This is a genomic window from Promicromonospora sp. MEB111 (assembly GCF_030209445.1).
Taxonomy (GTDB): Bacteria; Actinomycetota; Actinomycetes; order Actinomycetales; family Cellulomonadaceae; genus Promicromonospora.
Genome location: NZ_JARVSD010000011.1, coordinates 1 through 21090 on the forward strand (window position 1 = coordinate 1; position 21090 = coordinate 21090).

A 21090-nucleotide genomic window follows, 5' to 3' on the forward strand; every position below is an offset into this window, starting at 1 on the left:
CCGGGACGTCTTGCGGTACCACCCCAGGATGTGACTTCATGTCGACATGAAGTCAAGCGAGACCTGGTCGGTCGGCGAGACGGCCCGGCGGTTCGGCCTGGAGACCCACGTGCTGCGCTACTGGGAGGACGAGAGCCTGTTGCGCCCGGTGCGCGACGGCGCCGGCCGCCGCCGGTACAGGCGCGACGACGTGGTGCGGGTGGGCGTCATCGTGCGCAGCAAGGCGGCGGGCATGACCCTGGAGCAGGTGCGCGTCATGCTCGACGCCGGGGCGGCCGACCGGCACCGCGTGCTGGAGGCGCACATCGCCGACCTGGACCGCCGGATGGCCGACATGGCGGCGTCCCGCGCGATGACGGAGCACGCGCTGCAGTGCCGCGCGCACGACATCGCCACCTGTCCCCGCTTCCGCGAGCACGTGCAGGACGTGCTCGACGGCGTGCGGGACGGGTTCGTGGTCACACGGACCGCGTGAGCCTCGGGTTGTCGCGGGGGAGCAGCAGCACCGTCCCGATCATCACCGCGGCGCAGGCCACGACGCACCAGAAGACCAGGTGCATCGCGTTCGCCAGCCCCGCCCCCTCGGGCGTGCCGTCCGCGCCGACCACGGTCAGGGCGTTGACCACCGCGCCGAGCGCGGCCACGCCGACGGCCTGCCCGATCGACCGGGCGAACATGTTGGTCGCGGTCACCGCGCCGCGCTCGCCCCAGCCCACGCTGTGCTGGGCGGCGAGCAGGGTGGGCACGGCCACCAGGCCCATGCCGAGCCCGATGACGAACACGGCGGCGGAGATCTGCCACACCTCGGCGTCGGCGTCGAGCACCAGCGTGAGCAGCGCGCCCGCCAGCACCACCACGGCGCCGATCGTGCTCGTCCAGCGGAAGCCGATCGCCAGGTAGACGCGGCCCGACAGCGTGGCCGCGATGGGCCAGCCGAGCGTGAGCGCGGCCAGTGCGAAACCGGCCACGAGCGGCCCGACGCCGAGCACGCCCTGCGCGTAGATGGGCACGTAGGTGGACAGGCCGAGCGTGATGACGCCGACCATCAGCGATGCCGCCGTCGACGCGCCCACGACCCGGCGGCGCAGCAGCCGCAGGTCGAAGATCGGGTGGGCCGTGCGCCGGGCGGACACGGCGAACGCGACCAGCAGCGCGACGGCCGCGACGAAGATGACGATCGACTGCGCGGAGGCCCAGCCCCACGCGTGGCCACCCTCCAGCAGGCCCAGGACCAGCAGCGTGCTGCCGCCCGTGAGCAGCACCGCGCCCACGTAGTCGACGGGCTGGCGCGCGCCGTCGCGCTCCTTCTCGTGGAACCTGCGCCAGATCGCCAGGAGGGCCACGGCGCCGATCGGCACGTTGACCCAGAAGATCCAGCGCCAGCTCACGAACTGGCTGAACACACCGCCGAGGGTGGGGCCGAGCACCGAGGAGACGGCCCACACGCTGGCCATGTAGCCCTGCGTCTTGGCGCGCTCGGCGAGCGTGTAGATGTCGCTGGCGATCGTCATGGACATCGGCAGGATGGCGCCGGCGCCCAGGCCCTGCAGCACCCGGAACCAGATCAGGGCCGGCATGCTCCAGGCCACGGCGCACAGCACCGAGCCGAGCAGGAACAGCGCGATGCCGACGAGGATCACGCGCTTGCGGCCGAACACGTCGGCCAGCCGCCCGTACACGGGCACGGTCACGGCCTGCGCGAGCGTGTACGCGGAGAAGAGCCAGGGCACCTGCTCGAACGCGCCCAGCTCGCGCGCGATCGTGGTCGAGGCGGTGGCGAGGATCGTGGCGTCGAGCGCCACGAGCGCCGTGGCGAGCATGAGCGCGCCGAGGATCGGGCCACGGTCGCCGCGCAGGCCGAGTCGCGTGTCGGTGGTGCCGGTGGACGTCGCGGTCATGCCTGGGGCTCCGGGGTGTGCTGCACGACACCTACAAGGTTGCCCGGGGCAGCGCCTATTCCCGATCGGTCGCGGTCTATTCCCGGGTCGGTTCCTGGATCGACCCCGGGTCAGCCCGGCCGGTTGCCCGGCCAGCCCTCCGCGATCGGGTCGCGCCCGCCGTCGGGCACCGACTCGGCGAGGCGGCCCAGCGTGGCGAAGAACGCCTCGACGTCGTCCTCCCCGGCGCCGATCGCGCCCCGCAGCGTCCGGTCGAACTCGATCGCCTCCGCCTTGAGCCGGCGGAAGAGCGCCTCGCCCGCCGCGGTGACCTCGATGCGCTGCACCCGGCGGTTGTCCGTCCGGCGGCTGCGGGTGATCAGCCCCTTGTCCTCCATGCCGCGCAGGTGGTGCGTGAGGGTGGCCTCCCGTATGCCGACGGCGTGCGCGAGCTCGCGCTGGGTGGCGGGCGTGCCCTGGTGCACGGCGAGCAGGATGTGCCAGACCTGCCACGTCGCGCCCTGCTCGGAGAGGTGAGCGTCGAACGCGCGCATGACACGGTGCACGGACTGCCACATGGCCACCGCGACCGGCACGGGGCCGGCCTGACCCGGGTTCACCCCCGCCGCGGGGCCGTCTGGATCGCCGCCGGGCCGTCCGCTTGGTTGCATGGACGCAGGATAGTTCGGCCGTCCCCGAAATGCATTGACGCCTAATTCTTAGATGCCTAACGTTTGTCACCTGGAAGATCCGGTACCGACACGGAGGCTCGACGATGGCCACGCAGGACACCCCCAGCACCACCGGAACCACACAGCTCTCGCCCGAGGCGCTCGCCCGCGCCCTGGCCCCGCTCGCGGCCGCGCTCGGCGACCGCCTGCTCACCCCCTCGGCGGACACGTTCGCCGACACCGCGGCCGTGTTCGTGGGCGGCTCGCCGCTCACCCCGGCCGCCGTCGCGCGTGTCCGGACCACCGATGAGGTCGTGACGGCGCTCGCGGTCGCGCGCGACGCAGGCCTGCCGCTCGCGGTCCGCAGCGGCGGCCACCACCAGGCGCGGCACGCCCTGGTCGACGGCGGGCTCGTGCTCGACCTGCGGCTCCTGGACGGCGTCGAGATCGACACCGCGGCCGGCGTGGGGCGCGCGCAGGGCGGCGTGCTCGCGGGCGCGTACACGGCGACGGCCGGCGCGCACGGCCTGGCCACCGGGTTCGGCGACACCGCGACCGTCGGCGTCGGGGGCATCTCCCTCGGCGGCGGGATCGGCTACCTCAGCCGGCGCGACGGGCTCACGGTCGACAACCTGCTGGGCGCCGAGGTCGTCCTGGCGGACGGCAAGGTGGTCCAGGCCGACGCCGACAACAACCCCGACCTCTACTGGGCGCTGCGCGGCGGCGGCGGCAACTTCGGCGTCGTCACGCGACTGGACCTGCGGCTGCGCGAGGTCGGCACGGTCACGGGCGGCATGATGATGTGGGAGCCCACCCCGGCGCGGCTCGCCACGGTCCTGCGGGCGTTCGCCGAGGGGCCGGAGGAGTTCTCCGGCATGGTGAACGTGATGCTGGCCCCGCCCGTGCCGATGATCCCGGCCGAGCTGCACGGCAAGCCGGTGCTCATGGCGCTGCTGTGCCACTCGGGCGCGGCCCGCGACGCGGCCGAGGTGTTCGGGCCCCTGCGCGCGCACGGCACGCTGCTCGACGGCGTCCAGCAGATCCCGTACACGGCCCTGTTCGAGGGGCCGGGCGGGCCGCCGGCGGGCGGCGTCGGCGACGTGCGGACCGGGTTCCTCGGCGAAGGCGCCTGGGCGCCCGACGAGGACTGGGCCGCCGCGGCGATCGAGGCGGTGTCCGGGGCGAGCGGGCCGTCCGCGGTCAACATCCGGCCCATGGGCGGCGCGATCTCGCGGGTGGACCCGGCCGCGACGGCCTTCGCGCACCGGGACCCGGCGTTCATGGTCTCGGTCGGCGGCACCGCGATGGCGCCGGACGCGCTGCCCGCGACCACCGCCTGGGTGGCGTCGGCCGCCGAGGCCCTGGGCGTGCGCGGCCGCGGCTACGTGAACTTCATGGGCACGGCCACCGAGGAGGACGTCCGCAACGCGTACCCCGAGGCGACGCTGGCCCGGCTGCGCGAGGTCAAGCGGGCCTACGACCCGGGCAACCTGTTCGCGAGCAACCACAACGTGCGCCCGTGAGACGTGTCAGGCGCTCGGGTCACCCGTGTGACCTGAGCGCCTGACGCATCAGCGGGTCACGGCACCGTGTAGCCCGCCGTGCGGAACATCTCGTACCACTCGGCGCGCGTCAGCGGCACGTCCGACCCGAGGGCGGCGCCCGCCACCCGCTCCGGGTTGGTGGTGCCGAGCACCACCTGCATCTGCGCCGGGTGGCGCGTGATCCAGGCGGTCGCGATCGCGATGGCCGGCACGTCGTACTTCGTGGCCAGCCGGTCGATCACGGCGTTCAGCTCGGGGTAGTCGGGCGAGCCGAGGAACACGCCGTTGAAGAACCCGGCCTGGAACGGCGACCAGGCCTGCACGGTGATGTCGTGCAGGCGGCAGTAGTCGAGCGTGCCGGAGTCGCGGCTGATCGACTGGTCCAGGCCCTGCATGTTCGCGGCCACGCCCTGCGCCACGAGCGGCGCGTGCGTCACCGAGAGCTGGAGCTGGTTGGCCACGAGCGGCTGCGTCACCGACCTGCGCAGCAGCTCGATCTGGCCCGGCGTGTGGTTCGAGACGCCGAACGCGCGCACCTTGCCCGACGTCGACAGGTCGTCGAACGCCCGCGCGACCTCGTCGGGCTCCACGAGGGCGTCGGGGCGGTGCAGGAGCAGGATGTCGATGTAGTCGGTGCCGAGCGCCTCCAGGGAGCCCTCGACCGACTCGACGAGGTGCTCGTACGAGTAGTCGAAGTACGGTCCCTCGCGCACGATGCCGGCCTTGGTCTGCAGCACGATCTGCTCGCGCTCGGACGACGTGAGCTGCATGGCCTCGGCGAACCGGGTCTCGCAGCCGTGCAGGGCCGAGCCGTAGACGTCGGCGTGGTCGAAGAACGAGATGCCGGCGTCCCGGGCCGTCTTGACCAGGGTGCGCACCTCCTCGTCCGTCTTCTCCTGGATGCGCATGAGGCCCAGGACGACGTTCGGGACGGTGAGGTCCGTGCCGGGCAGGGTGAAGGTCTTCACGGGTTTCTCTCCTGTGGTGGGTGCTAGGGGTGGCTCGGGCCGGCCGAGGCCGACTCAGGCCGCCGACAGGCGGGCGACCTCGTCGGCGGTGAGCGTCAGCTCGGGCGCCTGGGCCGAGTCACGGATGCTCTCCGGGCGCGACGCCCCGGGGATCGGCACGACGACGGGCGCCAGCGCGAGCTCCCAGGCCAGCGTCACGCGGAACGGGGAGACCCCGTGGGCGTCCGCGATCTCCTGGAAGGCCGAGTACTCGGCGCCCAGCTCGCCCGATCGGGCCAGCGAGATGCCGCCGAGCGGGCTCCACGGCAGGAACGCGATCCCCAGCTCGGCGCACAGCTCGAGCTCCGGCAGCGAGGACCGGAAGCGCGGCGAGAACTGGTTCTGCACGGAGACGAGGCGGCCGCCGAGGATGTCGTTGGCCTCGCGGATCTGGTCGGGGTTCGCGTTCGAGATGCCCGCCAGCTCGATGACGCCCTCGTCGAGCAGGTCGCGGATCGCGCCCACCGAGTCGCCGTAGGGCACGTTCGGGTCCGGCCGGTGGAACTGGTACAGGCCGATGGCCTCGACGCCGAGGCGCTTGGCCGAGGCCTTGGCGGCCTCCTTGAGGTACTCGGGGCGACCGTCCTTGGTCCAGGAACCGTCCCCGGGCCGCAGGTGCCCGCCCTTGGTGGCGACCAGCACGCCGGAGGTGTCGCCGCCGTAGGACCGGAGGGCCTCGGCGATGAGCTCCTCGTTGTGCCCCACCTCGTCGGCGAACTGGTGGTAGGCGTCGGCGGTGTCGATCAGGGTGACGCCGGCGTCGAGGGCGGCGTGGATCGTGGCGATGGAGCGCTCGCGGTCGGGCCGTCCCTCGATGGACATCGGCATGCCGCCGAGGCCGATCGCAGAGACGGAACGGCCGCCGATGGAACGGAGCTGCATGGTTTCTCCTCGTGTCGCAACGGGTTCGGACCAGAGACTAGGAAGCGATAACCTAGAAGTCCAACAACTCCTCATCATCATTCCCAGAACTGGTGTTTCTTAATGGAACTGCGTCAGATGGAATACCTCGTGGCCCTCGCGGACGAGCGCCAGTTCACCCGGGCCGCCGAGCTCACCGGCGTCTCCCAGTCCGGGCTGTCCGCCGCCATCCGTAACCTCGAGGTCGAGCTGGGCACCAGGCTGTTCACCAGGACCACCCGACGGGTCGAGCCCACCGAGGCGGGCCTGGCGCTGCTGCCCTTCGCCCGCTCCATGCTCTCCTCCGCGACGGAAGCTCGCGATGCGGTGGTCCAGGTCTCGCGTGAGCTCGCGGGCACGCTGCGGGTCGGCTCGGAGCAGTGCCTCGGCGTCGTCGACGTGGCTACGCTGCTCGAACGCTTCCACCGGCGCTACCCGCGCGTGGAGATCGCGTTCCAGCAGGCGGGCTCGCACGAGCTCCTCGCGGGGGTGCGCGACGGCGAGCTGGACGCCGCGTTCGTGGCCACCGCCGACCACGTGGGCGTGCTGCCGCGGACCGTCCTGGGGCAGGAGCCGGTCGTGTTCCTCTGCCCGCCGGACCACCCGCTCGCGGCGCGCGCGGCCGTGGACCGGGCCGACCTGGCCGGCGAGAGCTTCATCGACTTCCACCCGTCCTGGGCGGTGCGCCAGATGAACGACGACGCCTTTGCCGCCCGGGGCGTGCGGCGCCGGGTGCGGTTCACCGTCAACGACGTGCACACGCTGCTCGACCTGGTCGACCGCTGTCTCGGCGTCGCGCTCGTGCCGCGGCACGTGGCGGCCAAGCCCCAGGCCGTCCGCCTGGTCGCCGTCCCGGTCGTGCCGGACGGCGCGGCCGACTGGGTCGTCTCGCTGGTCACGACCCCGGACCGCGCGGACTCCCCAGCCCCGCACCTGACGGAGCTCCTGACCGACCCCGATCGTTGAGTGCTGGATATTCGCCCTCTCGAAACGGTTCGAGAGGGCGAATATCCAGCACTCAACGAGGGGTTAGCAGGTGGTGGTCAGGGAGAGCCAGTCGGCTCGGTCGTTGTAGCCGCCGTCGCCGGCGTCGCCGACGCGGAGCGACAGGTCGCGGACACCTGTCACGTCCAGGTCGAACTCGGTCGCCGTGCCGCGCTCCACCGTGCCGCTGCTCCAGAGGGTCTCCCCGTCGCCGACGACGTCGAACGTCGCCGTGCCGCCCTCCGGGCCGACCGTGCCGACGACGTCGTCGATGCCGACGCTCCCGGTCAGCGCGGTGCACGCACCGCCGAGGTAGTACCGGACGTGCGACGGCGTGGCGACGCCGATCCCGGTCCCGTGCACGACGCCGGCCACCGTGAGCGGCGAGCCGCCGCCCACGCTCTGGTCGACCGTGGGCTCCATCCAGCCGCTGCTCGCGCTCACCCACGGGTGCCGCGAGAGCACGACGTCGCCGCCGGACGGCGCCGCGGGCGCGACCGTCACGCGCGACGGCGGCGTCGTGACCCGCCCGGAGCCGGACGAGACGGACGCCGCGACGTCGTAGCCGCCGGTCCCCGTCCCGGCCGGGACGGACACGGCGAACGGGACCGTCGCCGAGGCGCCGGGTCGCACCACCCGCGGGTCGGCGCCGAGCGCGCGGGCCGTCCACCCCTCGGGAACCGTGAGCGTGACCCGCGGGTCGCGGACGGGCGTGCTGCCGTCGTTGTGCAGGGTCACCTCGGTGGTCAGCCGGTCACCGGCCGCGGCCAGCAGGTCGGTGGTGGGCGCCACGGTGTCGGCCCCCACGGACGTGAAGGCGGGCGGGGCGGCGACCAGGCGCGGGGCGCCGTCGTGCCGGGTGGGCGTGACCCGCAGCAGCGCGGCGCCGTGCGCCGGCACGGCGGCGCGGACGGTGCCCGCGGACTGCGTGCGGGCGTCCGTCCACGTGTCCAGCACGGCGAACGACCGGCCCCGCAGGTCCAGGTCACGGGCGGTGGTCGCGACCTCGGCGGGCCGGTCGCCCCGGTTCAGCAGCACGACGGCGACCGAGCCGTCCGCGAGCGGTCGGGCCCACGTCTCGGTGGTCCCGGCCGCGCCGACGCGGGTGCCCTGGACGACGAGCGGGTCCTGGTCGATCGCCAGCACGTCGTCGTCCAGCAGGATGTCCAGCGACTCCTGGTCCAGCGTGCGCGGGTCGCTGCCGATGAGCAGGGGCGCCGCCGAGACGGCCCACAGGGACATCTGGGTGCGGAACTCCTCGGTGGACATGCCCAGGCCCGGGGCGAGGTAGTCGGGGTCGTTGTAGCGACCCGGCCCGGCGACCTCCGGGTGCCGGGCGTTGGCGTCGAAGTTGCGCAGCACGTCCTTGAACCGGATGTCGCCCACGAACCCGACGTCGGTGTACGTGCGCCACGATTCCGCGATCTCCGGGGCGTACGTCCAGGACCAGGTGGACTGCTGCTCCTCCGGGTAGTCGCCCCAGTCGGGCGACGTGACCGGGTTGCAGAGGTTGAAGATCATCTGGCGCCCGGAGCTGTTGTCCCGCAGCGCCCGCGCGAACTCCGTGAACGCCTCCTGCGGGTCCAGGTCCGCGGCGATACCGCAGAGGAAGTCGACCTTGACCGCGTCGTACCCCCACTCGGCGAAGGTGTCGGCGTCGGTCTGGTAGTACCCGCCGCCGCTGCCGAGGCCGCACGACCCGGGGATGTACGGGCCGGCATCGGTGTAGATCCCCGCGCGCAGGCCGCGGTCGTGGATCGCGTCGGCCAGCGCCGCCATCCCGTCGGGGAACCGCTCGGCGTCGCCCTGGAGCTGTCCGTCCTCGCCGCGCGGGACGTCGGCCTGCCAGCCGCCGTCGAGCCACACGATGTCGTAGCCCGCGTCGGCCAGTCCGGACGAGACCAGGTGGTCGGCCACGTCCAGCACCTCCTCGGCGCCGAAGTCGCCGCCGAGGCCGAAGTAGGTGTTCCAGCCCTGGTAGGGCGTGGGGCTGGGGGACGCCGGGGCGCCGGCGGGTGCGGGGCCGGCAGCAGGGCCGGCGCCGGTCGCGGCCGGCGCCGCCGAGGCGCCCGCCGCCAGGCCCGTGGCGACCAGGGCTGTCGTGATGAGGGCGGCGCCGGTGCGCGCCGCCCAGGAACGTACGGTGAACATCCAGGTCTCCTGACGTCGTCGTCGGTTCGGCAGGGCGCCGAAGGAGTAACCCGCCCAGCAAAGCGCGCGCCGGCGGCCCGGCGGAATGCAGGGGACGACGCACCTGCCTGGACGATCCGACGCCGCGCTCAGCGCTCGCGGTCGTGGATGCCCCGGCGAAAGTCGGTGGGGCTGCAGGAATGCACGCTCCGGAACTGGCGCGAGAAGTAGAACGGGTCCGGGTAGCCGACCGAGCGCGCGATGTCGGCGACCGGCAGCTCCGTGGTGATCAGCAGCTCGCACGCCCGGGCCATCCGCAGCCGCTTGACGTACTCGACCACGCCGCCGCCGGTCGCGGCCCGGAAGCGTGCGGAGAAGTGCGACGTGCTCAGCCCGAACCGGCGGGCGAGCGCCGCCACCTCGACGACGGCGTCCAGGTGCGTGCGCAGGTACTCCTGCGCGGCCCGGACCGGTTCGCCGCGCACCGGGCTGCCCGCGGCGGCGTCGGCCCCGATCTGGGCGAGCACCGACCACGCGGCGCCCGCGCAGCGCAGCAGGCTGGGGTAGGTCTCGTCGGTCTCCAGCGCGTCGACCACGCGTTCCAGGTCGGCCACGACGCGGACCAGGTCGTGCACCTCGACCACGGCGACGTCGTCCGGCCCCGCGTGCCCGGCCAGGTGCCGCTCGAACTCGGCGGCGTCGTCGCCCCGGACGTGCATCCACCAGATCGTCCATGGGTCGTCGTCGTCCGCCCAGTACTCGTGGGGCACGCCCGCGGGGATGACCAGCGCCTGAGCAGCGCCGATACGGTGCAGGCCGCCGGGCGTGCGGCACCAGCCGCGCCCGGCCGAGGACACGATGACGATGGTCCCGACGGCGCCCTGCCGGCGTACCCGCCCGTGGTTCGTGGCGTGCGGAAAATAGCCCGCGTCCGTGACCAGCAGGCGCGAGGTGGGGCCCGCCTTCGACGTCGCGCGGACCACGGTGGTCGGCAGCACGCGCAGGCGCTGCCCGGGGAAGCCGTCACGGATTCGCACCCCTGGAGGGTAGCGCCGTCCGCCCGCCCGCGTCAGCCGGTCGCCCAGCGCCCGGAATCGTCGGATCGTCCAGGCAAGTGCATCGATACGTCGCTTCCCGGGGTACCCGGGAGGTTCGTAGCGTCGGACCCATGCTCGATGTGGAGTCCGTGCTCGACCTTCCCGCCCGGCCCGACGACCTGGCCGGCCGGGCCGTGGCCGCCTGGGCGGCGCCGCTCACCCTGACCACCTACGAACCCCTGCCGCCCGACCGGTTCCCTGCCTACCTGGACCGGCGCGTCTACCAGGGGTCGTCCGGCCGCGTGTACCCCCTGCCGTTCCACCACCAGATCGCCGACGAGCCCCACCCGCGCGACTGGCAGGCGGTGCACCTGGAGAACGAGTGGCTGCGGGTCGTGGTGCTGCCGGAGCTGGGCGGGCGCATCCACGTGGCCCGCGAGCGCGGCAGCGGCCGGGACTTCTTCTGGACCAACCCGGTGATCAAGCCGGCGCTGGTGGGCCTGGCCGGACCGTGGGTGGCCGGCGGCGTGGAGCTCAACTGGCCGCAGCACCACCGCCCGGCCACCTACCTGCCGGTGGACGTCGAGATCGAGGAGGAGCGGGACGGCGCCGTCGTGGTCTGGTGCTCCGACCACGACCCGTTCACCCGGATGAAGGGCATGCACGGCGTGCGGCTGCGCCCCGACAGCGCGGTGCTGGAGCTGACGGTGCGGCTGTACAACCGCAGCGAGCTGCCGCAGTCGTTCCTGTGGTGGGCCAACGTGGCGGCCAAGGTGGACGACCACTACCAGTCCTTCTTCCCGCACGACGTGACCTACGTGGCCGACCACGCGCGGCGCGCGATCACCGCGTTCCCGCACGCCGACCGCCCCTACTACGGCGTCGACTACCCGGCGCTCGCGGACCGGGGCGGCGACCGCCTCGACTGGTACCGCAACATCCCGGTGCCCACGTCGTACATGTGCCTCGCGAGCGACGAGGAGTTCTTCGGCGGGTACGACCACGCGGCGCGGCTCGGGTTCGTGCACGTCGCCGACCGTGCCCTGTCGCCCGGCAAGAAGCAGTGGACCTGGGGCAACGCCCCGTTCGGCCACGCCTGGGACGCCAACCTGGCCGACGACGGCTCGCACTACGTGGAGCTCATGGCCGGCGTGTTCACCGACAACCAGCCCGACTTCGCCTACCTGGCCCCGGGCGAGACCAAGGTCTTCTCCCAGTTCTGGTACCCGTTCCGCGACGTGGGCCCGGTGGACCGGGCGACGCTGGACGCGGCGGTGCGGCTGGAGCGGTCGGGCTCCGGGGACGACGGCGCGGGCCCGACGACGGCGCGCGTCGGCGTCGTCGTACCGCGCCCCCTGGACGATGTGACGGTCACGCTGTCGGCCGACGGCGCGGTGCTGACCACCGACGTCGTCGCCGCGGACCCGACCCGCCCGGCCCTGCTGACCCACGCCGTCCCCGCCGGAGCGGGCCCCGTCACGGTCACGGTGACCCACGGGGACCGCGTCCTGGTCACGTGGACGGAGGCCCCGGCCGCCGATCCCCGCAACGAGCCCGAGCCCGACCCCGCCGAGGAGCCGCCCGCGCCCGACGAGGTCCGCACCGTCGAGGAGCTGGCCCTCATCGCGGCGCACCTGGACCTGTACCGGCACGCCACGCGCTCGCCCGAGCCGTACTGGCGCGCGGCGCTGGACCGGGACCCGGGGCACGTGGACAGCCTGGTGGGCCTGGCCCGGCGCGCCTATGTGGCGGGCGGCGCGGAGCAGGCGCGCGACCACCTGGAGCGCGCCGTCGAGCGGCTGACCCGCCTCCACCGCAGCCCCCGCGACACCACGGCGGTCTACCTGCTCGGCCTGGCCCGCGAGGAGCTGGGCGACGACACGGGCGCCTACGACGCCTACGCGCAGGCCGCGTGGTCGCGGGCCTGGCGCGCCCCCGCGGGCTACCGGATGGCGCGGCTCGACGCGCGGGCCGGACGCTACGCGAGCGCCCTGGCCCGGCTCGACGACGTGCGCCGCACCGAGCCGGACCACCTGCAGGCGCTCGCGCTGACCGTGGTGTGCCACGGGCGGCTGCGCCGGCACGCCGACGCCGCGGCCACCCTCACCGCCGCCCGCGCTCTCGACCCGCTCGACGCCTGGCTGCGCCACCTGGACGGGCAGCCCGCGAGCGGCGACGCCCAGACCCTGCTCGACGTCGCGATCGAGCTCACGGGGGTGGGGGAGCACGACGCCGCCCTCGCCTGCCTGGACGAGGCCGAGGCGCGTGAGGACCACCGGGCGGCCGGGCAGACCGCCGTCCGGCCGCTGCTCGCCTACCACCGCGCGCACGTGCTGCGCCTGGCCGGCCGCGCCGACGAGGCCGCCGCCGAGCGGGCCCGGGCCCGCGGCCTGGACGCCACGTGGTGCTTCCCGGGCCGGCTCGCGGACGCCGCCGTGCTGCGCGAGGCGGCCGACGCCGACCCGGGCGACGCCCGCTCCCGGTCGCTGCTGGGCCACTGGACCTACGCCGCCGGACGCCGCGCGGACGCCCTGGCCCTGTGGCGGGCGGCCGTCGCCCTCGACCCGTCCGACGCCGTGGCCTGGCGCAACATCGGCCTGGCCGCCGTCAACCACGAGCGCGACCTGGCCGCCGCGGCCGACGCCTACGGGCGGGCGTGCGCCGTCGCGCCGGACGACGCCCGGCTGCGGTACGAGCGCGACCAGCTCGCCGCGCTGACGGGCGAGACCCCGGCGGCCAGGCTCGCCCTGCTGCTGGGTGATGACCATGCACCGTCGAGCCTGGACCGCGACGACCTCGCCGTCGAGGCGCTGCACCTCATGGTCACCGAGGGCCGGGCCGCCGAGGCCCTGGCGATCCTCGGCGGCCGCCGCCTGCACCCCTGGGAGGGCGGCGAGGGCCAGGCGCTCCTGGCCTGGGACCGCGCGCACACCCACCGCGCGCTGGACGCGCTCGCGGAGGGGAGGGCCGCGGACGCCGTCGGCCACGTGCGGGCCGCTCTCGCACCGCCGCCGAACCTGGGGGAGGCCCGCCACCCCCTGGCCAGCACGGCGAACCTGCACCTGCTCCTGGGCGACGCGCTCGCGGCGGCCGGCGACGGAACAGGCGCAGACGACGCCTGGCGCACCGCCGCCGCCCAGCGCGGCGACTTCGTGGAGATGAGCACGCAGGAGCACGGTGAGCAGACCTTCTGGACGGTCCTCGCCCTGCGTCGTACGGGCGACCGCCTTGGCGCCGACGAGCTGACGACGTCGCTGCTCGCCTACCGCGACACGTACGCCGTCGAGGTGCCGCGCGTGGACTACTTCGCCACCTCGCTGCCGGACCTGCTGCTGTTCGAGGAGGACCCGCTGCGGGCGCGCGACCGGCGCGTGCTCGTCCTGGACGCGCAGCTCGCCCTCCTGGCCGGCGACACCGCCACGGCGGAGGCCCTGCTGCGCCGCCCGGAGCTGGCGGCGTCGCGGCACGCGGCCGACCTGCGCCACGCCGTCGCGCGCCGCGGCGACACGCTGCTGCACGCCACCGCCGACCCGAAGGAGCACTCGGCATGACCACCCCGCTCACGACCCCGGACCGCCCGCGCGTGGTGACCCTGTGGGACTTCACCTGGTACACGCGCACCGGCCCCGGCGAGCCGTTCGAGGACCTGGACCGGGCGTTCGCGGAGGCGCGGGAGCGCGGCTACGACACCATCCGGATCTGCGCCATGCCGTTCCTGCTGTTCCGGTCGGGCCTGGACACGTCCGCGCTGGGCCTGGGACCGCTCGGCGGCGAGTTCGGGCAGCGCACGCGCTGGTACGACGTGCGCCGCGAGACGACGATCGACGCCCGGGCGCACCTGCTGGAGCTGTTCCGCGCGGCCGATCGGCACGACATCGGCGTCATCGCGTCGTCCTGGGAGTACCAGCAGTCGCCGTCGTTCGCCGCGACGCCGGACTGGTACGAGGCGCTGCACGCGGTCGATCCCGAGGAGCGGGCGGAGGTGCTGGCCGACGCCCACGCGGACCTCGTGGACCTGCTGGAGGCGGAGGGCCTGGCCCACCGCCTGCTGCTCACCGAGCTCCACAACGAGGTGCAGATCGGCTACCTCGCCGACGGGCTGGGCGTGGGCCGCGGCGACGACGCCGTCCGCGCGCTGACGCCCCGGCTGGAGCGCGGCATCGCCAGGTTCCGCGAGCGGCACCCCGGCCGGCCGGTCACCGTGAACTACGCGGGTGTGCCCGTCGGCGGGCTGAGCGCCCTGCCCGCCGACCTCGACGCCCTCGTGGTGCACCCGTACGTGTACGGCGTGCTGCAGGAGCTGGTGGACACGTTCGGGCTGCGCGGCCCGGTCGAGGCGTTCGACGAGGAGAGGGCCCGCGAGCTGCTGCGCCCCGACGCGCCCGGCCTGGCCGCCTGGACGGTGCCGCCGGGCCAGGAGTGGCGCACGCGGGCCACGATCATGTCGCTGCCCGAGCTGTACGTGCACGACTGGTGCGACCCGCAGGCGTGGGACCGCTGGCTGTACGACCGGTGGGGCACGCACCGCCTGGCGATGCTCCAGAAGCTGACCCTGTGGCTGGAGGTGGCGGCGGACGTCGCCGCGAGCCGCGGCATCCCGCTGATCCTCGGCGAGGGCTACGTGGGCTACACCCCGCTGCACGGCCGGTTCGAGGAGGACCCGGTCGGGGCGGAGATCTGCCGGCACGCGCTGCGGGAGGCGCGCCGGCTCGGCGCCTGGGGCGCCGTCGTCTGCTCGAATGCCGCACCACAGCACCCGATGTGGTCCGATGTCGCGCTGCAGCGGGAGTGTGCGGCGATCCTTTCGGGCGCGGACCTACCCGCGCCCGTGATCTGAGCGGTACCAGGTGCGCCAACGAGGGCGCACGGAGGAGGAACAAGGATGTCCAAGCGAACGATCACGCGCCGCGAGCTGCTCGCGGGCGGTATGACACTGGGTGCGGCGAGCCTGCTGGCCGCGTGCGTGGGGACGACGCCGGGCGGCGGCGGGGGCGGCGGTGCGAGCACCGGCGCGATCACCCTGCAGAACTCGATCCAGGACGCCGACCCGAAGGCCGCCCTGGAGGCCCTGGTCAAGGCGTTCCCCGACGGTGAGGTCACGCTGAACTCGGTGGCCACCGAGCAGTTCCGGGCCCAGCTCACCAACTACCTGCGCTCCGGCGACTCGCCCGAGGTGCTGAGCTGGTACGCCGGGTCCGTGGCCCGGTCCTACGCCGAGGAGGGGCTGCTGCTCGACGTGTCGTCCCTCTGGCAGGGCGACGGCCCGTGCGCCGGCTACTCCGACGCGCTGCGCGCCCTGTCCAGCGACGCGTCGGGCAAGCAGATCTTCGTGCCCACGAGCTACTACTGGTGGGGCGTCTTCTACAAGAAGTCGGCGTTCGAGAAGTGGGGCGTCGAGGCCCCGACGTCGTGGGACGAGTTCCACGCGCTGTGCGAGAACCTCAGCGGCCAGGGCATCGTGCCGCTCACCAACGGCCTGTCGTCCACGCCGTGGATGGCGTCCGGCTGGTTCGACTACCTCAACCTGCGGGTCAACGGGGCGCAGTACCACCGCGAGCTGCTGGCGGGCGAGCACGCCTTCAACGACCCCGAGGTCGTGGCCGTCATGGAGGAGTACAAGCGGCTGATCCCGTACTTCGACAAGAACGCGGCCTCCTACACCGCGCAGGACGCCGCGACCCCCGTGGCGCAGGACAAGTCGGCGATGTACCTCAGCGGCACGTTCGTCACCACGTACTTCCCCGAGGACCAGCGCGACGACATCGACTTCTTCTCCGTGCCGGTCATCAACGACTCCGTGCCCACGGCGGAGGAGGCACCGACCGACGGGTTCTTCGCGTCCGCCAACAGCGACAACCACGAGGGCGCCCTCGACCTGCTGGCCTATCTCGCCTCGACGACGTCGCAGCAGCAGTTCATCGAGCAGTCGAAGTCGGCCAACCTGCCCACCTCGCCCGACGTCGACACGTCGTCCTTCAGCCCGCTGGTGCAGAAGGGCATCGAGCTGCTGAACACGACCGAGGAGATCACGCAGTTCTTCAACCGCGACTCCTCGGACGCCCTCCAGGCCACCGCCGACACCGCCCTGACCAAGTTCCTCGCCGACCCGGGCTCCATGAAGAAGACCCTCGACGAGTGGCAGAAGGCGGCCGAGGGGGTCTTCGCGTCGTGAGCGCCCAGCCGTCCACCACGCCGACCCGCCGCCGGAACCGGTTCGCGCGCGTCCCGCTGCTCGTCTGGGTGTTCCTGCTGGTCCCGTTCGTGGTCGAGCTGTTCTGGGTGTTCTGGCCGGCGGCCAACTCGTTCTCGCTCGCCCTGACCCGCTGGGACGGGATCGGCCTGGCCGAGCCCGTGGGCCTGCAGAACTTCCGCGACCTGGCCGCCGACCCGATCTTCCTGACCGCCCTGCGCAACAACGTGATCTGGGTGCTCGGGTTCGGCGGGCTGTCCGTGGTGGGCGGCCTGGTGCTCGCGGTCACCCTGAACAAGCCCGGCCCCCTGGTCGGGCTGTACCGCAGCGCCATCTACCTGCCCATGGTCGTCTCGCTCGCCGTCAGCGGCCTCTTCTGGCGCGTCATGTACGCGCCGGAAGGGCCCATCAACGGCACGCTCGGCCTGCTCGGGCTGGAGTCCCTGGAGCGCCAGTGGCTCGCCGACCCCGCCGTCGCGCTCTGGGCCGTGCTCATCGCCGCCGTCTGGCGCCAGGTCGGCTACATCATGGTGCTCTACCTGGCCGGCCTCAAGGGCACCGACGGCACGCTGGAGGAGGCCGCCGCCGTGGACGGCGCCAACGCCTGGCAGCGGTTCTGGCGCATCGTCATGCCGCAGCTGCGCGGCGTGAACACCGTCGTCTTCGCCGTGACCGTCATCGACTCGCTGCGCACCTTCGACATCGTCTGGGCGATGACCCGCGGCGGCCCCTACAACGAGACCCAGCTGCTGAGCACCTACATGTTCCAGCAGGCCTTCACCACGGGGAACCTCGGCTACGCCTCGGCCATCGCCGTGGTCATCTTCGCCCTGGCGATCGGCTTCATCATCACCTACCTCGCCCGCCAGGCCCGGACGGAGGACTGACATGTCAGCACTCGCCCCACCCGCCACGACCGGCGCCCCCACGGCGGCCGGCACCCGGCCCGCCGCCCGGCGCCGCCGGCCGCGCCCCGCCCGCTCGCCGTGGCTGCACGTCGCGATGGTCCCGGTCACGCTGCTGTGGCTGAGCCCCATCGTGTTCGTGCTGTTCGTCGCGGTGCGCTCCTACGACGACATCGCCGGCCGCGGCCTCGGCGCCCTCCCGGCGTCGTTCAGCCTCGACGGCTTCGCCACCGCCCTGACCGAGGGCGGCGTGCTCCGCTCGCTCGGCAACAGCGCGCTGGTCACCGCGTGCGCGGTGGTCCTCTCCCTGGCGCTGTCGTCCTTCGCCGCGTACGCCCTGAGCCGGTTCGACATCCCCGGACGCCGCACCATCCTGCTCACCATGCTCGCCGGCAACCTCCTGCCGCCGCAGATCCTGCTCGTGCCGGTCGCGTCCATCACCGACGCCGTCGGCATCGCCGACACCCTCACCGCGCTCGTCATCGTGCAGGTCGGGTTCGGCATCGGCTTCTACACGTTCGTGCTGCACGGGTTCATGCGTGGCCTGCCGGGCGAGGTCTTCGAGGCCGCGCGGCTCGACGGCGCCGGCCCCGGCGGCATCTTCTGGCGCATCGTGCTGCCCCTGTCGCGGCCGTCGCTGGCGGCGCTCGCGGCCCTGGCCACGACCTGGATCTTCAACGACCTGATCTGGGCGATGACGGTGCTGCGCAGCGAGGCCAAGTTCCCGATCACCGCCGCCCTGCTCAACCTGCAGGGCGGGTTCGCGAGCGCCTGGAACGTGGTCGCGGCAGGCTCGTTGATAGCGGCCGTGCCGACGGCGATCGTGTTCTTCCTCTTCCAGAAGCAGTTCGTGTCCGGACTTCTCGTAGGAGCCAACAAGTGACCTGGATTCTTCCGACCCGGTCGGGTCAGTACGTCGTGGGGCTCGCGCCGCGCGGGGCGGGGCTGGTCGCCGTCGGCTGGGGGCCGGACGCCGACGGGGCGGTGCCGCCCGTGGCGGCGACGTCATCCTTCGAGGCGGACCTCGACCTGCTCCCGCTGGAGGCCACGGCGCTCGGCACGCGCAACGTGCACGGCGCCGAGCTGGTGGTGCGGCGCGCGGACGGCGTCCGGGGGGCGCGCCTGGCCGTCTCCGGCAAGGTCACGCTCACGCGGGACGACGACGGCGGCACGCACCTGGAGTGTCCGCTCGCCGACGACGTGCTCGGCCTGGGCGTGACCCTGCACATCCGGACCCACCCGGACCACGACGTCGTGGAGAAGTGGGCTCGGCTGGACAACCGCTCGGCGCAGACCGTCGAGGTGCTGCGCGGCTGGGGCGGGGCCTTCGCCGTCCCCGCTCCCGGCGGCGCGCGCGTGGACCTGCTGGGCGGTGCGTGGTCGCGGGAGTTCACGCCGTTCGAGGCGTCGCTCGGGGCGGGCACGCTGAGCATCGGCAGCCGGCAGGGCATCACGTCGCACACGTACGCGCCGGTCGTGACGGTCGTGCCCGCCGGAACGGGCGGGGTGGTCCGCTCCGCCGGAACGGACGGGGGCGTCCACCCGGCCGGAACGGACGGGGCCGTCCGCTTCGGCGTCGCGCTCGCGTACAGCGGCTCGTGGCGCATGGCGCTCGACGCCGTCCCCTTCGCCGACCACGTCCGCGTCTCCGCCGGCCCGGACGACGAGTCGGGCATCCTCACGCTGGCGCCGGGCACCGGGCTGACCACGCCCGTGCTGGCCGGGGTGCGGGTCGAGGGCGACGCCGACGACCTGGCGCAGGCCTGGCACGACTACGAGGCGACCCTGGCCCGCACGCGCGGCCCCGAGCACCGGCCCGTGGTCTACAACTCGTGGTTCGCGACGACGTTCGACGTCCGCGTGGAGCACCAGCTCCGCCTTGCGGAGGCCGCGGCGCAGGTGGGCGCCGAGGTCTTCGTGGTCGACGACGGCTGGTTCCGCGGGCGCACCACCGACCGGGCCGCGCTGGGCGACTGGGAGGTCGACACCGACCGGATCCCGGGCGGTCTCGGGCCGCTGGCCGAGGGCGTGAAGCGGCTCGGCATGCGGTTCGGGCTGTGGGTCGAGCCGGAGGCCGTGAGCCCGGACAGCGACCTGTACCGCGCGCACCCGGAGTGGGCGCACCACGTGGACGGGCGTCCCCTGGAGACGCTGCGTCACCAGTACATGCTCGACCTGGGCCGGCCCGAGGTGGAGGAGTGGGTGCTCGGCACGCTGCGCCGGCTGCTGACCGACACCGACATCAGCTACCTCAAGTGGGACATGAACCGCTCCATCGCCGACGGTGGGCGCACCGCCCCGGGCGGGGACGACTGGTCCTGGCGGCACACCCAGGCGTACTACCGCGTGCTCGACGCCCTGCGCGCCGAGTTCCCGCACGTCACCGTCGAGGCGTGCGCGGGCGGCGGCGGCCGGATCGACCACGCGGTGCTCGCGCGCACCGACGTGGTCTGGCCCAGCGACGAGACGGGGCCGCGCGACCGGCTGGCGATCCAGCACGGGTTCCTGGGCGTGCTGCCCGCATGGACCATGAGCTCGTGGGTCACCGACCTGCCCGACCAGCTCGACCCCGACCGGGAGGACGGCCCGGCGAGCCTGGAGTTCCGGTTCGTGGTCGCGATGGCCGGGGTGCTCGGCATCGGCGCGGACCTGCTGGCCTGGGACGACGCGACCCGGGAGCGGGCGGCGTCGTTCGTGGACCTGTACCGGACCGTGCGTCCGGTGGTGCACACCGGGCGGGTCCGGCGGCACGGCGCCCCGGCCGACCCGGCGTGCGCGGTGCAGTACACGGGCCCGGACACCGTGGTGGTGCTGGCCTGGCGTCGTCCGGGCGCGGGTCTCACCGTGCGCCTGCGCGACCTGGACCCGGACGCGCGGTACCGGGTGCGGGGCGAGGACGAGGTGCGGACGGGCGCGGCGCTCGCGACCGACGGCCTGGACGTGGCGTGGACCTGGCAGGACTGCGACGTCGTGCTGCTGGACCGGGTGTGAGCGCCCGGCCGCTCACTGTCCGCACCGACCCGGCCCTGGGCGGCCGCTGGACCTCGCTGGCGACGCCGGAGCGCGAATGGCTCTGGCGCAACCCGCGGGTCCCGGCGGCAGCCCGGGCGGGAGTCGCCCCCGGCGACCCGTTCGTCGACGCGGGCGGCGGCGAGGAGTGCCTCCCGACGATCGGCGGCCCGAGCGACCACGGCGAGGTGTGGTCCAAGCCCTGGACCAGTCAGGCGCCGGGCGTGGCCCGGGTCCGAGCCGGCGACCTCACCCTGAGCCGCCGCCTCGCCACGCACGACGGCACCGTCCGCGCCGACTACACGATCGACGGCCCGCCCGGCGCGGTCCTGCTGCACGCGGTGCACCTGCTGCTCGACCTCGCTCCGGACGCGCGCCTGGAGGTGCCCGGCCGCCCGGACACCCTCGTGGTCGAGTGGCCGGAGCCGGGCGCGACGACGGCCAGCACCTGGCCCGACGGCAGGGGCGTGCCGCTCGACGTCCTGGGTCCGGACGACGGGACGGCCCGGTGCGCGGTGGTGGCGACCGACCGGCTCGACGTCGTGGACGGCGCCGACCGGCTGTCGCTGCGCTGGGGCGTCGGGCCGGGGTACGCCGCCCCGGTGTCGCTGGTCGTGTGGCGCAACCTCGGCGGCTGGCCGGACGACGGCCCGTACCGGTCGGTCGGCGTCGAACCGATGCTGGGGGCGGAGACGAACCTCGACCGCGCCGCCCCGGACCGGCTGGCCCGCCTGGGCGATGCCGGGCGGATCGCCTGGTGGCTGGAGGTACACGTCCCCTAGGCTGACGGGGTGGCCCTCCTGGGCACGAAGCTGCACATACCGACGGCGCGGCGG

Annotated in this window: 16 protein-coding genes; 10 read left to right on the forward strand and 6 right to left on the reverse strand. The window is 73.9% G+C overall.

Features of this window, described 5'->3' with window-relative positions; translation table 11 throughout:
• The first annotated feature begins 46 nt into the window (after positions 1–46).
• The gene (locus QRN56_RS12745) at positions 47–475 is read left to right on the forward strand and encodes a MerR family transcriptional regulator (protein WP_285103751.1); all 429 of its coding nucleotides are present in this window, start codon (positions 47–49) and stop codon (positions 473–475) included.
• On the opposite strand, the gene QRN56_RS12750 is transcribed toward QRN56_RS12745, so the two are convergent.
• Both QRN56_RS12750 and QRN56_RS12755 read right to left on the reverse strand, forming a co-directional pair.
• Positions 459–1898 carry an MDR family MFS transporter gene (locus tag QRN56_RS12750; protein ID WP_285103753.1) on the reverse strand — a complete coding sequence of 480 codons (1440 nt, stop codon included), beginning with the start codon at positions 1896–1898 and terminating at the stop codon, positions 459–461. The two genes, QRN56_RS12745 and QRN56_RS12750, sit on opposite strands and share 17 nt — an antisense overlap.
• Positions 1899–2008: 110 nt before the next feature.
• A complete protein-coding gene (locus tag QRN56_RS12755) occupies positions 2009–2548 on the reverse strand; it encodes a MarR family winged helix-turn-helix transcriptional regulator (RefSeq protein ID WP_285103755.1) in 540 nt (179 codons plus the stop codon).
• Positions 2549–2652: 104 nt separating this feature from the next.
• Here QRN56_RS12755 and QRN56_RS12760 point away from each other — a divergent pair, with 104 nt between their 5' ends.
• Positions 2653–4071, forward strand: coding sequence for an FAD-binding oxidoreductase (locus QRN56_RS12760; protein WP_285103757.1), 1419 nt, complete (start codon positions 2653–2655; stop codon positions 4069–4071).
• A gap of 56 nt (positions 4072–4127) precedes the next feature.
• Here QRN56_RS12760 and QRN56_RS12765 read toward each other — a convergent pair whose 3' ends face one another.
• Both QRN56_RS12765 and QRN56_RS12770 read right to left on the reverse strand, forming a co-directional pair.
• Complete coding sequence (locus QRN56_RS12765; RefSeq protein ID WP_285103759.1) at positions 4128–5060, reverse strand: aldo/keto reductase; 933 nt, start codon at positions 5058–5060, stop codon at positions 4128–4130.
• Positions 5061–5114: 54 nt separating this feature from the next.
• Entirely contained in the window at positions 5115–5981 is an 867-nt protein-coding gene (locus QRN56_RS12770) for an aldo/keto reductase (protein ID WP_285103761.1), read from the reverse strand.
• A gap of 117 nt (positions 5982–6098) precedes the next feature.
• On the opposite strand from QRN56_RS12770, the gene QRN56_RS12775 reads away from it, so the two are divergent.
• Positions 6099–6965: a LysR substrate-binding domain-containing protein gene (locus tag QRN56_RS12775; protein ID WP_285103763.1), complete on the forward strand. Its 867-nt coding sequence runs from the start codon at positions 6099–6101 to the stop codon at positions 6963–6965.
• Positions 6966–7028: 63 nt separating this feature from the next.
• Here QRN56_RS12775 and QRN56_RS12780 read toward each other — a convergent pair whose 3' ends face one another.
• Together QRN56_RS12780 and QRN56_RS12785 are read right to left on the reverse strand one after the other, a co-directional pair.
• Complete coding sequence (locus QRN56_RS12780; RefSeq protein WP_285103765.1) at positions 7029–9134, reverse strand: NPCBM/NEW2 domain-containing protein; 2106 nt, start codon at positions 9132–9134, stop codon at positions 7029–7031.
• A 128-nt stretch (positions 9135–9262) separates the two neighbouring features.
• A complete protein-coding gene (locus QRN56_RS12785; protein ID WP_285103767.1) occupies positions 9263–10150 on the reverse strand; it encodes a helix-turn-helix domain-containing protein in 888 nt (295 codons plus the stop codon).
• A gap of 131 nt (positions 10151–10281) precedes the next feature.
• Between QRN56_RS12785 and QRN56_RS12790 the strand changes: the two genes are divergently transcribed.
• The 7 genes from QRN56_RS12790 to QRN56_RS12820 are packed head-to-tail and all read left to right on the forward strand — an operon-like array spanning position 10282 to position 21036.
• The gene (locus QRN56_RS12790; protein WP_285103769.1) at positions 10282–13701 is read left to right on the forward strand and encodes a DUF5107 domain-containing protein; all 3420 of its coding nucleotides are present in this window, start codon (positions 10282–10284) and stop codon (positions 13699–13701) included.
• Positions 13698–14987: a cellulase-like family protein gene (locus tag QRN56_RS12795; RefSeq protein ID WP_285103770.1), complete on the forward strand. Its 1290-nt coding sequence runs from the start codon at positions 13698–13700 to the stop codon at positions 14985–14987. The genes QRN56_RS12790 and QRN56_RS12795 overlap by 4 nt, the downstream gene beginning before the upstream one ends.
• Before the next feature lie 45 nt (positions 14988–15032).
• The gene (locus tag QRN56_RS12800; RefSeq protein WP_285103771.1) at positions 15033–16322 is read left to right on the forward strand and encodes an ABC transporter substrate-binding protein; all 1290 of its coding nucleotides are present in this window, start codon (positions 15033–15035) and stop codon (positions 16320–16322) included.
• Positions 16319–17227 carry a carbohydrate ABC transporter permease gene (locus tag QRN56_RS12805; RefSeq protein WP_285103772.1) on the forward strand — a complete coding sequence of 303 codons (909 nt, stop codon included), beginning with the start codon at positions 16319–16321 and terminating at the stop codon, positions 17225–17227. The genes QRN56_RS12800 and QRN56_RS12805 overlap by 4 nt, the downstream gene beginning before the upstream one ends.
• 1 nt (position 17228) lies before the next feature.
• A complete protein-coding gene (locus QRN56_RS12810; protein WP_285103773.1) occupies positions 17229–18128 on the forward strand; it encodes a carbohydrate ABC transporter permease in 900 nt (299 codons plus the stop codon).
• Positions 18125–20236, forward strand: coding sequence for an alpha-galactosidase (locus QRN56_RS12815; RefSeq protein WP_285103774.1), 2112 nt, complete (start codon positions 18125–18127; stop codon positions 20234–20236). The genes QRN56_RS12810 and QRN56_RS12815 overlap by 4 nt, the downstream gene beginning before the upstream one ends.
• A complete protein-coding gene (locus tag QRN56_RS12820) occupies positions 20233–21036 on the forward strand; it encodes a hypothetical protein (RefSeq protein WP_285103776.1) in 804 nt (267 codons plus the stop codon). Before QRN56_RS12815 ends, QRN56_RS12820 begins: the two co-directional genes overlap by 4 nt.
• The last annotated feature ends 54 nt before the right edge of the window (positions 21037–21090 follow it).